The organism is Thermoanaerobaculia bacterium (assembly GCA_035717485.1).
Lineage (GTDB): Bacteria > Acidobacteriota > Thermoanaerobaculia > UBA5066 > DATFVB01 > DATFVB01.
The window spans coordinates 1-13,906 of the sequence record DASTIQ010000172.1 but is presented as its reverse complement, the minus strand read 5'-3'; the positions used below and the strand labels follow the sequence as shown (position 1 = coordinate 13,906).

Annotated in this window: 13 protein-coding genes; 3 read left to right on the top strand and 10 right to left on the bottom strand. The window is 70.6% G+C overall.

What is annotated here, in order from left to right:
• The 10 genes from hpnA to VFS34_09165 form a co-directional block, all read right to left on the bottom strand.
• A partial coding sequence (gene hpnA, locus VFS34_09210; GenBank protein HET9794627.1) for a hopanoid-associated sugar epimerase occupies nucleotides 1-811 on the bottom strand: 811 nt, incomplete at its 3' end.
• Nucleotides 812-836: 25 nt separating this feature from the next.
• The gene (gene hpnH / locus VFS34_09205) at nucleotides 837-1,838 is read right to left on the bottom strand and encodes an adenosyl-hopene transferase HpnH (GenBank protein HET9794626.1); all 1,002 of its coding nucleotides are present in this window, start codon (nucleotides 1,836-1,838) and stop codon (nucleotides 837-839) included.
• Nucleotides 1,835-3,757, bottom strand: a complete 1,923-nt coding sequence (shc, locus tag VFS34_09200; GenBank protein HET9794625.1) for a squalene--hopene cyclase — start codon at nucleotides 3,755-3,757, stop codon at nucleotides 1,835-1,837. Before shc ends, hpnH begins: the two co-directional genes overlap by 4 nt.
• An 80-nt stretch (nucleotides 3,758-3,837) precedes the next feature.
• Nucleotides 3,838-4,701, bottom strand: coding sequence for a phosphatase PAP2 family protein (locus VFS34_09195; GenBank protein HET9794624.1), 864 nt, complete (start codon nucleotides 4,699-4,701; stop codon nucleotides 3,838-3,840).
• A complete protein-coding gene (gene asnB, locus VFS34_09190; protein ID HET9794623.1) occupies nucleotides 4,698-6,569 on the bottom strand; it encodes an asparagine synthase (glutamine-hydrolyzing) in 1,872 nt (623 codons plus the stop codon). The genes VFS34_09195 and asnB overlap by 4 nt, the downstream gene beginning before the upstream one ends.
• A 72-nt stretch (nucleotides 6,570-6,641) precedes the next feature.
• Complete coding sequence (locus VFS34_09185; protein HET9794622.1) at nucleotides 6,642-7,616, bottom strand: FAD:protein FMN transferase; 975 nt, start codon at nucleotides 7,614-7,616, stop codon at nucleotides 6,642-6,644.
• Entirely contained in the window at nucleotides 7,613-8,764 is a 1,152-nt protein-coding gene (locus VFS34_09180; protein ID HET9794621.1) for a DUF3570 domain-containing protein, read from the bottom strand. Before VFS34_09180 ends, VFS34_09185 begins: the two co-directional genes overlap by 4 nt.
• A 40-nt stretch (nucleotides 8,765-8,804) precedes the next feature.
• Nucleotides 8,805-9,551: a redoxin domain-containing protein gene (locus tag VFS34_09175; protein HET9794620.1), complete on the bottom strand. Its 747-nt coding sequence runs from the start codon at nucleotides 9,549-9,551 to the stop codon at nucleotides 8,805-8,807.
• Nucleotides 9,552-9,781: 230 nt separating this feature from the next.
• Nucleotides 9,782-11,173 carry an ATP-binding protein gene (locus VFS34_09170; GenBank protein HET9794619.1) on the bottom strand — a complete coding sequence of 464 codons (1,392 nt, stop codon included), beginning with the start codon at nucleotides 11,171-11,173 and terminating at the stop codon, nucleotides 9,782-9,784.
• Between the two features lies 1 nt (nucleotide 11,174).
• On the bottom strand, nucleotides 11,175-11,852 hold the full coding sequence (locus VFS34_09165) for a response regulator transcription factor (GenBank protein ID HET9794618.1): 678 nt from the start codon (nucleotides 11,850-11,852) through the stop codon (nucleotides 11,175-11,177).
• 88 nt (nucleotides 11,853-11,940) lie between these two features.
• Between VFS34_09165 and VFS34_09160 the strand changes: the two genes are divergently transcribed.
• The 3 genes from VFS34_09160 to VFS34_09150 all read left to right on the top strand — a co-directional run.
• Complete coding sequence (locus tag VFS34_09160) at nucleotides 11,941-13,005, top strand: hypothetical protein (GenBank protein HET9794617.1); 1,065 nt, start codon at nucleotides 11,941-11,943, stop codon at nucleotides 13,003-13,005.
• Nucleotides 13,005-13,493 (top strand): hypothetical protein, encoded by a 489-nt coding sequence (locus VFS34_09155; GenBank protein ID HET9794616.1) that lies wholly within the window; start codon nucleotides 13,005-13,007, stop codon nucleotides 13,491-13,493. Before VFS34_09160 ends, VFS34_09155 begins: the two co-directional genes overlap by 1 nt.
• Nucleotides 13,494-13,543: 50 nt before the next feature.
• A partial coding sequence (locus VFS34_09150; GenBank protein HET9794615.1) for a choice-of-anchor tandem repeat GloVer-containing protein occupies nucleotides 13,544-13,906 on the top strand: 363 nt, incomplete at its 3' end.

The following is a 13,906-nucleotide window of genomic DNA, read 5'->3' as shown; positions in this document are numbered from 1 at the left end:
AGGTGTCCACGGCCGCCGCGGCGATCGGAATCCAGTGGGGGAGCCGGACCTTCGGAGCGGGGACGCCGCTGATCCTCGCCAGAACGTCGAAGATCTCCTTGAGGGTCATGTCGCGGTTCCCGAGGATGTAGCGCTCTCCGGGCCTTCCCCTCTCGGCGGCGAGGAGGTGGCCCGCCGCGACGTCGCGGACGTCGACGAGGTTCAGGCCGGTGTCGACGTAGGCCGGCATTCTTCCGGCGAGGAAATCGACGATGATCCGGCCGGTCGGCGTCGGCTTCGCGTCGAGCTCGCCCACGGGAGTCGATGGATTGACGACGACGACCGGCGCGCCTTCGGCGGCGTGCCGCAGCGCGATCTTCTCCGCCCGCACCTTGCTCCGCTTGTAATGCCCGATGACCGCGTCTTCGGACGCGGCGTCGCTTTCGGTGGCGGGATGGCCGTCGTCCCGGACGGCGAGCGTCGCGACCGAGCTCGTATGGACGATCCGGCGCGCGCCCGCCTCGGCCGCCGCGCGAAGCGCGTTTTCCGTGCCGTCGACGTTGGCGGCATAGAGCTCCCGCGGGTCCCGGCTCCAGAGCCGGTAGTCGGCGGCGCAGTGGTAGAGGGTGTCGATTCCGGCGGCGGCGCGGGCGAGGGACGCCGGGTCGCGCAGGTCGCCGCGGGCGATCTCGACCGGAAGACTCCCCAGGGTCCCGAGCGCTCTCCCGGGCCGGACGAGACACCGGACCGCCCGCCCCCGCGCGAGAAGCGCCCGCACGACGTGCGCGCCGACGAAACCGGTTCCTCCGGTGACGAGGTCGGGCGCGTTCATCGCCGCGCGCCGGCGCGGCGCGGCGTCAGCCGAGCAGGTTCCACGCGGCGAGCCGCACCATGTCCCCCGGGTGCTTCGGCAGCTCCTTGACGACCGACGCTTCGAACCCGGAGTGCATCGCGCAGTTCTGGCAGAGTTCGTCCTGCCGCGATTCCCAGTACTCCCAGTCCGTCCCGTCCCAGAATTCGCTCCACGAGAAGGTGTAGCTCTTTCCGATGAGGTAACACGGTCCCTTCCACCCGCGCGGAGTGAACGTGACGGTGCTCCACGGGGAGCAGTTGTATTCGCGCAGCCCCGCCGCGAATTCGAGGAACATCGGGGTCGACGTCAGCCGGTACTTCTTCGAGATCTCGAGGATCCGGCGGAACTTCGTCTGGATTTCCGATCGCGTCAGGAAGATGTCGCGCTCGACCGATTCGTAGTGATAGCCCGGCGAGACGAGCATCCCTTCGACCCCGAGGCCCGTCAGGAGATCGCAGAGCTCCTCGACCTCGGCGACGTCGGTCTCCTTGAAGATCGTCATGTTCGCCATCATGTGATGGCCCAGGCGCGTGCCTTCCTTGACCATCTCGATCGCGCGGTCGAACGTTCCGGGCGCGTCGCACACGCGGTCGTGCGTCTCGCGCATGCCGTCGAGGTGCACGTTGATCATCAGCCGCTTGTGCGGCGGGATGACTCCGAACACCTTCCGGTCGAGGAGCAGCGCGTTCGTACAGAGGTAGATGTGGCGTTTCCGCTCGATGATGCCGGCGACGAGGCCGGGAAGCTCCGGATAGATCGTCGGCTCGCCGCCGCAGATCGAGACGACCGGCGCGCGCGAGGTCTCGACGGCCTCGAGGCATTTCGCCAGCGGCAGCCGGTCCTGGATGCGGCCCGTGTGGCGCTCGGTCGCGCAGCCGATGCACGCCAGGTTGCACGTGTAGAGCGGTTCGAGCATGAGCACGAACGGAAAGCGGCGGTTGCCCCGCACCGCGTTCCGGAACTGGTGCTGGATCATGTCGGTCGTGATGTGGATGGGAAATCTCATGCGAAAGCCGCTTCTCCTCGTTCGTACGTCGCGAGCGCCCAGAGCGGGAAGAACGTCGCGTAGAGGTGGTACTTCAGATAGAACACCTTCGGGAATCCCGTTCCGGTCCAGAAGGGATCTTCCCACGAACCGTCCTCCCGCTGCCGCTCGACGAGGTACTCGACGCCGCGGCGGACCGCGTCGCCGTCGAACCTCCCGGCGCAGAAGAGCGTGAGGAGCGCCCAGGCCGTCTGGGAGGGGGTGCTCGGCCCGTTCCCTTTCGTCGCGGGATCGTCGTACGACAGAGGGAGCTCGCCCCACCCTCCGTCGCCGTTCTGGCATCGCTCGACCCATTCGGCGGCATCCTGGAAGACGCGGCCGGAAGGCGGCTCGCCCGCCCGGCGCAGTCCCCGGAGCGCGAGCCACGTTCCATAGAGGTAGTTGCAGCCCCAGCGGCCGTACCAGGTCCCGTCGGCGTGGCGCCGCCCGTGCAGGAATCGGACCGCGGATCGGACCGCCGGCTCGTCGGGGGGGACGCCCAGGCGGCCGAACGCGTCGAGCGTCCTTCCCGTGATGTCCTCGCAGCTCGGGTCGATCATCGCGTTGTGATCGGCGAAGGGGACGAACGTCAGCAGGTCGTGGTCGCAACCGCGGTCGAACGCGCCCCACCCCCCGTCGGCGTTCTGCATCGCGAGCTGCCACCGGAGGCCGCGGACGAGCGCGTCGCGGCGGCGCCTCTCTTCCGCCGGATCGCCGAAGCGAACCCGCGAGAGGGCGGCGAGCACCTCGGCCGTGTCGTCCGTGTCCGGGTAGAAGGCGTTCCGATACTCGAAGAACCAGCCGCCGGGCGGCGTTCCCCGGACGCGGCGCGCCCAGTCTCCCGCGACTCTCACCTCCCGGTCGAGCAGCCATCGCGCTCCCGAGAGCACCCGTTCGTCGCCGGCGTCCGACCCGGACTCGAGGAGCGCCTGCAGAGCGAGCGCCGTGTCCCAGACGGCCGAGAAGCAGGGCTGGACGCGGATCGCCCCTCCTTCCTCGATCTCGAGCCTCTCGAGCTCGCGGACCTGCGACGCGATCCGGGGGTCGTCGGAAGGGATGCCGAGCGCCCTCAAAGCGAAGATCGTGTTGACGATCGGGGGAAAGATCGCGCCGAGGCCGTCGCTGTCTTCGAGGCGCTCCTCGGTCCACGCCGCCGCCCGCTCGAGCGCCCGGGCGCGAAGCGGTTTCCACCGGACCCGTTCGATCGTCTTGAGGCTCCGGTCGAGGCCGCCGAAGACCGCCCGCCAGAATCTCTCGCGGCGCGAACGCACCGTCGGGCGGCGCGGCGCGGGAGCGCCTCCGGCGAGCTCGGAGAGCCCCGCGGCGTCGGGGACGCGATGGGACGGCCGCTTCGCCCAGATGATCGAGAGCGGAACGACGATCGCGCGCGACCAGGAGGACATCCGGTAGATCGACAGGGGAAAGGCGTCCGGGAGCAGCACGAGCTCGGGGGGCACGGCGGGACAGCGGTCCCAGTCGTACTGCCCGAAGATCGCCAGATAGATCTTCGTGAACGAATTGCACGCGTCGAGTCCGCCGAGCGCCTCGATCGCGCGCCGCGCGCGCTGCATGGGCTCCGACCGCGCGTCCTCCCCTTCGAGCTTCAGGGCGAAGTACGCCTTCACGGAGGCGCTCACCTCGGGGCCGCCTCCCGGATAGATCGCCCAGCCGCCGTCCGGGAGCTGCTTGCCGCGGATGTAGGCCGCGGCCTTGCGCGTCTTCTCTCCGGCCCGGCCGAGGAAGTGGAGGGTCAGGACGTATTCCGATTCGAGGATCGAGTCCCCCTCGAGCTCGCCGCACCAGTGCCCGTCCTCGCGCTGGATCGCGAGGAGTCGCGCGCGCGCCGAACGCAGCGCGGTCGCGACTTCGGGCTCGGAAGGCGATGTGTCGAGGAGAGGCATTTCTTCGTTCCCTCGCCGGAGTCTCGATTATACGAAAGCGCGCGAGCGCGAAGCAGGCGGATCGGGGGCGTCGCGGCCCCTCAAAATCGGATTCTCGCGTCGATCCCGTTCGCTTCGGGAACGAGCTCGACGGTCGCGCGGCTCCCCTCCGCCTCCGCTTCGTGCCGGTGGACGAGCCAGCGGCCCGTGACCGTGCCGAGGACCGCTCCCGCGAAGACGTCGCTCGCGAAGTGGGCGCGCGAATTGATCCGGTCCATGGCGACGAGGGTCGCCGCGGTGTAGGCGATTCCGGGGATGACCCATCCGGGAGATCGCGCCGCGATCACCGAGGCGACCGCGAACGCGACGGTCGTGTGTCCGGAGGCGAACGAGGCGTTGCTCGAGCCGGGCTCGAAGACGGTCTGCCCGTTCGAGTTGATCGGACGTTCCCGTCCGGAGATCCTCTTCACCGCGTTGTCCAGGAGCCCGGCGATCACCGCCGCCTCGAGAGCGTCCCGCCCCATGTCGCGGGTGGCCGGATCGTGGAACGCCAGGCCGGCCGCTACGAGCACGGCCGAGACGGCGAACCCTCCCTCGGCGCCGAAGGGCGTCGTGGCGCTGGAGACCGAGTCGGTCGTCGAAGACCGGCTCTCGGTCGCCTGGTGATCGATCGATTTGTCCGCGAGGAAGAGCCCGCCGAGGATCACCGCGAACGCGGCCGCCTTCTCGCGGTCCCGGCGGTCCCACGACAGCGGCGCGGTCAGGAGGCCGAGCGTGTCGCGGCCGTATCTCCGGGCCTCGTTGCCGAGGGCCGGAAGGACCCCGCCGGGCGACGCGACGACGAGGTCGGGCGCCGGGGAAGCAACCGGCGGGGGCGCCGCCGACAGCGACGGAGAGGAATCCGCCGTCTGTCCCGCCGCCGGGATCGCCGCGGCGATCAGCGCCGCGGCCACGAGCCCTCTCATGCGAGGGCAGCCGCGCGTTCGGCCTGCGCACCGGCGATCCACCGGGAGTACCACTGCTCGAGCACGACGAGGAGCCAGAGCTTGTTCCATCTCTTCGACATTCCGCGGGCGATGCGACGCTCGAGCCCCCGGACGTCCACGATGCCGGCGCGGGCGAGCGCGCCGCGTCTCAGCCGGTCGAGGGCGGGCCGGCCGTTATCGGCGGCGACCCACTGCTTGAACGGGGGAGAGAACCCGTATTTGGGCCGGTCGAGGATCTCCTGAGGAAGCCACGGGGCGATCGCGCGCCGGAAGAGGATCTTCGTCGCTCCCGGCCGCACGAGCTGCTCGTCGGCGAGCGAGAGCGCGAACTCCACGACCCGCCGGTCGAGCAGGGGAACGCGGACCTCGAGTCCGTGGGCCATCGACGCGCGGTCCACGAGCGCCAGGTTGTTGTCGGGCAGATACGTCTTCAGGTCGATGTGGCAGAGGCGGGCGGCGGGCGGGAGGTCCTCCCGGTAGAAGCGGCGGAACAGCCACGCGGGATCGTCGGCGACGAGCGACCGATCGAACATCGCGCGCCGCTCCTCGCGCGTGAAGAAGCCGCGCAGCGCGAAGTAGCGGTCGACCGCGTCCGCGGAGACGAATTTTCGGAGCCCCTCGGCGCGCGCGGCCCAGACGCTCCCCCGCAGCGGCGCGAGGAGGCGGCGGTCGGCCCAGCCGAAGAGCGGAAGCAGCCCGGCGACCTGCCGACGCCGGACGTCGTAGGCGAGCGAGCTCTCGTGCCAGCCGTAGCCCCCGAAGATCTCGTCGCCGCCGTCTCCCGAAAGGACGACCTTCGCGCGCGATCGCGCGAGCCGGGAGAGATGGAAGACCGCGAGCGACGTCGCGTCGCTGACCGGCTCGTCGAACGAGCCGAGGACCCCGTCGATCTCCTCTCCGATGTCCCCGAGCGTGAGCTCCTGCGCCTCGTGTCGCGTGCCGAAGCGACGGGCCGCGATCTCCGCGTAGCGCATGTCCTCCTGCCCGCCGCCGCGGTAGGCGACCGTGAAGGTCGAAACCGGCTCGGACGAAGCCTCCTGGAGCAGCGCCGTGACGCTGCTCGAGTCGAGGCCGCCCGACAGGAACGCGCCGACGGGGACGTCGGACACCGTGTGCGAGGTCACGGCGCGGCGGAGCACCGCGCGAAGCTCCTCCGGAGCGTCCGCTCCGAGCACGACCGGCTCGGGTTCCCAGTAGGGGAAGACCGTCGTCCTGCCGTCCACCCGGAGGAGCGCATGGCCGGCGGGGAGCTTCCGGACGCCGCGGAAGATTCCGCGGTCGAACGGCACGTAGCCGTAGGAGAGGTAATCGCCGAGCGCTTCGGGATCGACCTCGGCCGAGACCTCCGGGTGCACGAGGAGCGCTTTCGGTTCCGAGGCGAAGAGGAACGTGCTTCCCTTCTCGAAATAGTAGAGGGGCTTGATCCCGATCCGGTCGCGGGCGAGGAGGAGCGACCGGTCGCGCGGGTCGAAGTAGGCGAACGCGAACATCCCTTCGAGCGAATCGAGCGCCGCGCGCCCGCGGGCGACGAGCGCGTGGAGGAGCACTTCGGCGTCGCCCGTCCCCCGGTAGGGGAGGTCGGGACGGCGATCCGCGCGGCGGAGCTCCCGGAAGTTGTAGATCTCTCCGTTTTCGACGAGGTGGTGTCCCTGGAGCTCGAGCGGCTGGTCGCCGGTTTCCGCCAGATCGAGGATCGCCAGGCGGCGATGGCCGAAACCGGCCGTGCCGCCGGCGAAGAGCGCGACGCCTTCGCCGTCGGGCCCGCGATGGGCGAGCGTCCGCGTCATCCTCCGGAGGATCTCGCCGTCGATCGGCTCGTCGTCGATCCATCCCGCGATGCCGCACATGGCTCGAGTCTGGAGAAGGTGAGATGAAAGGAGAATAAATGCAAGAGGAATCCGATCGGACCCGCGGGAATCTCAGAGCGCAGGGCAGGCCGAGTACGCGCTGCCGGGAAGGTCGGAGAGGTGCGCCATCCCGCGGGTCGCGAGGACTTCGCCCTCCTCGGTGATGACCGCTCCTTCGACGCCGGAAGCGCGCTCCAGGAGTTCGACGCCCGCCTCAGGGCCGAGCAGGAAGGCGGCGGTCGCGTGCCGGCCCGCGTCGAAGGTCGAGCGCGCGACGACGGTCACCGAGGCCGCTCCCCGCGCCGGCCATCCGGTCGTCGCATCGAGGATGTGGTGATAGCGGACGCCGTCCCGGACGAAGCCTCGCTCGTAGTCTCCCGACGTCGCGACCCCCGCGTCGCCCACGACCCGCACGGTGAATCGCGCGCTTCCCGGATCCCGGGGGTCGCGCACGGCGACCGACCAGGGCCGTCCGTCGAGGCGGCTCCCGACGGTGCTCACGTCCCCCGCGAAGTCGACGGTGCCGGCGCGGACGCCGGCCCGGCGCAGGATGTCGGCCGCCCGGTCGACCGCGTATTCCTTGCCGACGCCCCCGAGATCGATCTCCATCCCCTCGCGGCGCAGGAAGACGGTCCGGTTCCGGAGCGAGACCGCGCCGGCGTCGACCAGGGGGAGGAGCGCGCCGATTTCTTCGGGTGTCGGAACCCGGCCGCTCCGGAAATCCCAGGCGCGGCGGAGCGGGCCGACGGTGGGATCGAAACGGCCACCGGTCGACCGCGCGAGCGCGAGCGCGGAGCCGACGAGCATGTCCGTCTCTTCGTCGACGGCGACCGGGGTGCGTCCGGCGTTCCGGTTGATCTCCGAGACGACGCTCGCCTCCCGGTAGCGGGAGAACTTCGTCTCGATCCGGCGCGCCTCCGTTTCGACGGCGCGGGCGACGCGTTCCGCCTCCGCGTCCCCCGAATCCGCGACGAACTCGACCGAGGCCGAGCCGCCCATCAACGGGAAACGGAGCGTATAGGCGGCCAGCGAGAGAGAGGGAGTCAAAAGCGGAGCGTGAATCCGGCGGTCGCGGTCCAGATCACCATGTCGGCGGCCGAGATCGACCCCCCTCCCTCCGCCTCGGCGGAAGTCGGGATGGGGACGACCCGGTCGCGGCCGCGCTGGGACTGGATCGTGCCGGCGATCAGGGCCGAGAGCGCGGGCGTGATGTCCTTCGAGATCGTGAGCCCGCCGAGAACGCTCCCGAACGCGGAGAGCCGGTAGTCGGCCGACATGAACTCCTGCGCGACGGGGAACGACCCGCCGGAAAACGACGCGCGGGATTGCGTGTAGAGCCTCGCCTCGGGCGTGACGATCCAGCCGGGCTCGATGCGCTGGCCGTACGCGAGCTCGAGCGTGTGCGCCCGGATCCCCCACGAATCGTCGTAGTAGCGGTACGTGGCGCGGAGGGCGCCGTTCCAGGTGTACGCATGCGCGTACTTGACGAAGAACGCGCGGCGCGACCGCGTGTCGGGCCGGTTTTCCGGGACCGTCACGCCCGCCGCCGGATCGCCGATCGGAACGACCTTGTAGGGATCGGTCAGGTAGCCCGAGAGCTGCATGAGCGAGGCGGAGACGTCGAGCACGTCGCGCTCGCCCAGCACCTGCGTCCATCCGAGCGAGTAGCCGTTCTCGTTCTTCGGGTGGTCGACGCGAGTGGTCACGGGAGAGACGACGTCCCGCGAGAAGGAGACGCCGTAGTGCAGCGTCCCGAGGCCGTGCGCCATCGTCCAGGAATCGGAGAGGCCGAAGCTCCGCGCGAGATAGTCGTTCTCCTTCGCGTACGAGAAGTCGATGACCGGGAGGTGCGCGCCGAACTTCCGTCCCCAGGAGAGCGCCGCCGATTTGCGCTCGTCGCGGTACTCGGCGCTCGGAAAGGTTCCGCTCCGGATGAGATGTCCCGACGCCGAGGTCGTGACGTCCGAGGTCGGGTAAGCCCCGGTCGGCGAAGCGCCCGAGATCGCGTCGTAGCCCAGGGTCACGCCGAGCTGCCCCCAGCGGGACCCCAGGTCCTGCTGGAGGAAGAGCACCGGGTTGATCACCTGGGTGCGGCCGTCGGGCTCCTTGTAGAAGAGGATGCGGGAATCGAGGAACGACTGCGCGCGCGCCGGGCCGCCGGCGAGCGTGCCGAGCCCGGCCGCGATCCACGGCATCGGCCGCCGGCGCGACCGGCGTTTTCGCCGCCCTCGCCGGTCAGTTGCAGCCACAGCCGCCGCCGGAAGGGCCTCCGTCGCCCGCCGCCCCCTCCTTGCTCGCGTGGACGTGCTCGTGGAGCATCCGCGAGAGAACGTCCCCCTCGAGGCTCATGATCGGATCGGCGAGCCAGGTTCGCTGCCACGCCTTGACGGCGCCGGTTTCCCGGAGGCCGGCCGCGACGCGGACCCCGGCGCTCGGCGCGACCCTTCCGCCCGCGAGCAGCGTCTCGACCGTCCGTTCGATCCGCGCGTGGACGTCGTCGCCGCTCCCTTCGAATCGGGCCGCCAGACGTCCGCGCCGGTCGAAGACGAACGTCGTCGGCATGGCTTCGACCCCGAATCGCGTTCCGGCCGCGCCGGTGGGATCGCGGACGATCGGGAAGTCCGCTTCGACGGTGTCGAGATAGCCGGCGATCGTCCCGGCGTTCTCCTCGAGCGTCAGTCCGAGGACGGTCAGGCCGCGTGCGGCGTGCCGCGCCTGCAGCGCATCGAAGAAACGGAAGGCCCCGCGGCACGGGGCGCACCACGTCGCCCAGAAATCCAGGACGACCACCTTTCCCCGGTACGGCTCGAGCGACACGCGCTTCCCTTCCAGATCCTCGACGACGAGATCGTCGAGCGTCGGGGCGGCCGCCGCCGTCGAGGCCGGCGGGTCAGCCGCCGGAGCGCTTCGCGCGGCGAGCAGGGGCGGCAGGAGAACGCCGAACGCCGCGACGGCCGGCAGGACACGGTGAAATCGGCTCACGGGCGGAAGTCTCCTTTCGGGGCAGAGCGGCATGCGAGGCGGCTCGCCGGCGGAAGGCGCGGACGGCGCGCGGATTCCGTCCGTCCGGCGCGGATCGGAAGGAGCGCGAGGATCAGCGCGGCGATCGCGGGGAGGCGCGAACGGATCGTCCGGGGAGAGCGGCTCGGGCGCGGCGGCACGCGCGGAAAGCTAGCGGTCCCGACCTAAACCCAGGATGTACGCGGCGGCGGTCAGGCCGCGTCGGGCGCGATGCGGAGCTCGGCCACGAACGTGCTCCCCGCCGGAGAGCTGTCGGCGAGGCGCGCGTCTCCGCCGTGGAGCTGCGCGATCGAGCGGACGATCGCGAGACCGAGCCCCGCGCCCGAGCCGTCGGTCTTCTCGCCCCGATAGAAGCGTTCGAAGATCCGGTCCCGCTCCGAGAGAGGAACGCCGGCGCCTTCGTCGGTCACCCGGATCGAGGTCACGCCGCCCTCGCCGGAAAGGTCCACGCGCACGCATCCGCCCTCGCGCGTGTGCTTGACCGCGTTGTCGATGAGGTTGATCGCGAGCCGGTGGATCAGCTCCTCGTCGGCCCAGACCAGCCGCTCGGGAGTCGGGACCACCTCGATCCGGACGCCGCGCGCTTCCGCCCTCCTCCGCATCGCGCGCGCCGCGCCCGCGATCGTCTCGTCGAGATAGAAACGCGAGCGCCGGACGGGGTAGTCGCCCGCATCGGTCCGGGACACGAGGAAGAGGTCCTCGACGATCTGCGAGAGCTTCCGCGAGGTCTTCTGCACGACCTCGAGCGCTTCCCGGTACTCCTCCGGGGAACGCTCGGGGCGGGAGAGCGCCACGTCCGACTCGGCCTGGAGGATCGCGAGCGGCGTCCGGAGCTCGTGGGAGGCGTCGGCCATGAAGCGGCGCTGCGACGCGAACGCGGCTTCGAGGCGGGCGAGGAGCTCGTTCAGCGTCTCCGCGAGCGTTCCGAGCTCGTCGCGCGGGTTGTCGACCACGATCCGTTCGCCGAGGCTGGACGCGCCGATCCGCCGCGCCTGCCGGCTCATCCGAAGGACGGGAGAGAGGCTCTTTCGGGCGAGAACGTATCCGCCCGCTCCCGCGGCGAGGATCGCGAGGGGGATTCCGGAGAACAGGGCGGCGGCCGCGGCCCGGAGACGCCGGCTCTGATCGTCGAGGTTGCGGGCCACCACGGCGACGAAGGAAGTCGAGACGACCGTGACGGGAAAAGCGAACGCCCGGACGCCGCCGCCGGCGGACGCGCCCCGAATCGTGAACGCGCCCCGCGCGCCCGCCGCGACCCGCCGGGCGAGCGCATCCCGGTCGGCCTCCGAGATCTCGCGGGACCTCGAAGAGGCGGCGAGCCGGCCGGTGGAATCGAACACGAAGAGCGCCCGGTCGCTGTAGCGGAAGTCGAGCCGCACGGTCCGCGCGAGTCCGCTTTCGTCGAGCGCGAGCCGCTCGAACGCCGCCGAGAGCTCGTGGCCGGTATCGGCGAGCGACGCGTCGTTCTCGGCGCGGATCGCGCGCGCGATCGCGAAGTAGCTCACGCCCGCGAACGCGGCGAGGACGGCGCCGAGAACGGCGCAGTACCAGAGAGTCAGGCGGGCGCGCACGGTCGGGGCCACGTCAGTTCCCGGCATCCTCCAGCATGTAACCGGCGCCGCGAACCGTGTGGATCAGCTTGCGCGGCGTCACCTTTTCGAGGTTCCGGCGGAGGCGGTTGACGTAGACCTCGATGAGATTGGAGAAGGGATCGAACTCCTCGTCCCAGACGTGATCGGCGATCTCGGCGCGCCCGACGATCCGTCCGGCGTTCCGCGCGAGATATTCGAGGAGCGCGTATTCCTTCGTCGTGAGCGCGATCGGCTGTCCCTCCAGCCGGACGCGATGAGAACGGGTGTCGAGCTCGAGCGGGCCGACGGAGACGACGGGCGCCTCGGGCGCCCCGCGGCGGCGGAGCAGCGCGCGGAGCCTCGCGAGGAGCTCGTCGAACTGGAACGGCTTGATCAGGTAGTCGTCGGCGCCCGCGTCGAGGCCGCCCACGCGGTCCGCGACGGCGTCGCGGGCCGTCAGCATCAGGATCGGCACCGCCGAGCCTTCCGCCCGGAGTCGCCGGCACACCTCGAGCCCGTCCGGAGGGGGAATCATCACGTCGAGGACGATCGGGTCGTAGTCGGCGAGCCCGGCGCGGTAGAGCGCGTCTTCTCCCGTCGAGACGGCGTCGACGGCATAGGCGTTCTCGGCGAGTCCGCGCCGGATGATCCGCGCCATCTGGGGGTCGTCTTCGACGAGGAGGATTCGCATCGGGAGAGACTAACGGCGCCGGATGAACGCCGGATGAATATCCGCGTCCACCGGTACACTCCGCGATGCTCGACTGGGGAGGATGTCCATGAGCCCTCGCCGCCGTTTCCGGGTGCCCGTCCTGATGCTTGCGGCCCTCGCCGGAGCCCGCGTCGCGGCGGCGCAGTCATCTTATCCGACGTTGCGGCCCGGCATCTTCGCGGACGGCAGCGTCGAGTATTCGCTCTCCTCGCACGCGACCACGTTCTCGTTCGGCGAAATCGACCCGTACGCGGAAGCGCGGTTCTCCGAGAACTGGTCCGCGCTCGCGGAGCTGCTCTTTCAGCGCATCGAGCGCGGATCGAGCGAGGACCAGCCGGGGAAGCACTCCGTCGAGGTCGATCTCGAGCGCCTCTATCTCGCGTGGAGCCGATCGGACGCGCTCCGTCTCCAGGCCGGCGAGGTCAACAGCGGGATCATCGAATGGAACGAGCGCGAGCAGGTCCCGCGGTTCCTCCAGACCCCCGTCGACGTGCCGTCGATGGCCCGGCGTTCGGAGCAGGGCGGGGCCTGGCCGCTCCACATGATCGGCGCATGGGCGTCGGGGAACGCGCCGGGAACCGCCGGCTTCCGTTACGGCGCCGGTATCGGCGCGGGACGCGGAATGACCCGCGACGACGTGACCTTCGCGGGCGCCGCTTCGCCCGCCGGGATCGCCTCGATCGCGTTCGCGCCGGCCGGCGTTCCCGGCTGGACGATCGGGGGAGCCGCGTTCGTCGACCGCATCCCGGCGCCCGAAGGAACTTACCGGGAAATCGACGAGACGCTCTCGACCAGCTTCGTCCGCGGGGCGCTCGAGCTGCGGGGAGAGTGGGGACGAATGGAGCATCGCCTCGACGGCGTGACGCATCTCACGACCGGGTGGTACGCCCTCGCTTCGTGGCGGCTGGGCGGGGCGCTCGAGTCGCTCCGCCCGTACGCGCTCCTCGACCGTCTCGACGTCGCCAACGAGGAGCCCTACCTCTCCGACGTCCCCGACCAGCGGGCGTGGTCGGCGGGCGTCCGCTGGGACGCGGCATCGCATCTGGTCTTCAAGTTCGACTACCAGTCGCAGCGGGCGCCCCATGCGGAGGAGGAACGCCGGGCCCGCGTTCAGGTCGCCGTGGCGTTCTGATGAGGCGGCTCGCCCTCGTCCTGATCGTGCTCGCGGCCGCCCGGGCGTCCGCGGGAGCGCCGGCGAAAGAGGAGCTTCTCTTCTTCGCGGGGACCGGCCGCCCCGCGCCCTCGATGACGTCGGCCGAGCTCCGGCGAATCTGGCTCGGCCAGACGACCCGCTGGCCCGACGGGCGGCGGATCGTGCTGGCGGTGCGGCCGGGCTCGACGGCGGCGGGGCGCTTCTTCTACGAGCGCGTCGCCGAGATGCCGGAGATCGATTTTTCGCGCCTGTGGCTCGGAATCCTCTTTCGCGGCGACGCCGAATCCGCGCCGCGCGTGATCGGCCCGGCGGAGGAGGTTCGGCGGTTTCTCGCCCGCGGTCCCGATGCGCTCGCCTTCCTTCTTTCGAGCGAGCTCGACCGGAGCGCCCCGGCGACGAGGCCTCTCCGAGTCGACGGGAAGGATCCCGGCGCCCCCGGATATCCGTATCGGATCGAGGCTCCATGAAGGCATGGCGAAACATTCCGGCCGCCCCCGCGGTTAGGAGAGTACTGAGGATGTCGGGACTCTCCGGGAGGCTCCGGATCGCCGGTCTCGCGGCGGCGCTTTCCGTCGCCGTATGCGTGAACGCCGATTCTTTCTCGGTTCTCTACGGCTTCACGGGAATCGATGCGATCCAGCCGCAATCTCCGCTCCTCGTCGACGCGGAGGGCGCTCTCTTCGGCACCTCTCCTTTCGGCGGAGATTCGAGTCAGGGTTCCGTATTCCGGCTTCCCTCGGGCGGGGGAGCCGGCTCGCTCCAGGTGCTCTACTCGTTCACCAACGGAAGCGACGGATCCCAGCCTTTTGCGGGATTGACCGCCGATCCCGACGGAAACCTCTACGGCGTGGCGTCGGCCGGCGGTGATTCCGGCGCGGGA

Bases quoted from the DNA above. Each gene is read 5' to 3' on its own strand.
- hpnH (HET9794626.1), bottom strand. From the start codon at position 1,838: ATGAGATTTCCCATCCACATCACGACCGACATGATCCAGCACCAGTTC.
- shc (HET9794625.1), bottom strand. From the start codon at position 3,757: ATGCCTCTCCTCGACACATCGCCTTCCGAGCCCGAAGTCGCGACCGCG.
- VFS34_09195 (HET9794624.1), bottom strand. From the start codon at position 4,701: ATGAGAGGGCTCGTGGCCGCGGCGCTGATCGCCGCGGCGATCCCGGCG.
- asnB (HET9794623.1), bottom strand. From the start codon at position 6,569: ATGTGCGGCATCGCGGGATGGATCGACGACGAGCCGATCGACGGCGAG.
- VFS34_09180 (HET9794621.1), bottom strand. From the start codon at position 8,764: ATGCCGTGGATCGCGGCCGGGCTCGGCACGCTCGCCGGCGGCCCGGCG.
- VFS34_09165 (HET9794618.1), bottom strand. From the start codon at position 11,852: ATGCGAATCCTCCTCGTCGAAGACGACCCCCAGATGGCGCGGATCATC.
- VFS34_09160 (HET9794617.1), top strand. From the start codon at position 11,941: ATGAGCCCTCGCCGCCGTTTCCGGGTGCCCGTCCTGATGCTTGCGGCC.
- VFS34_09155 (HET9794616.1), top strand. From the start codon at position 13,005: ATGAGGCGGCTCGCCCTCGTCCTGATCGTGCTCGCGGCCGCCCGGGCG.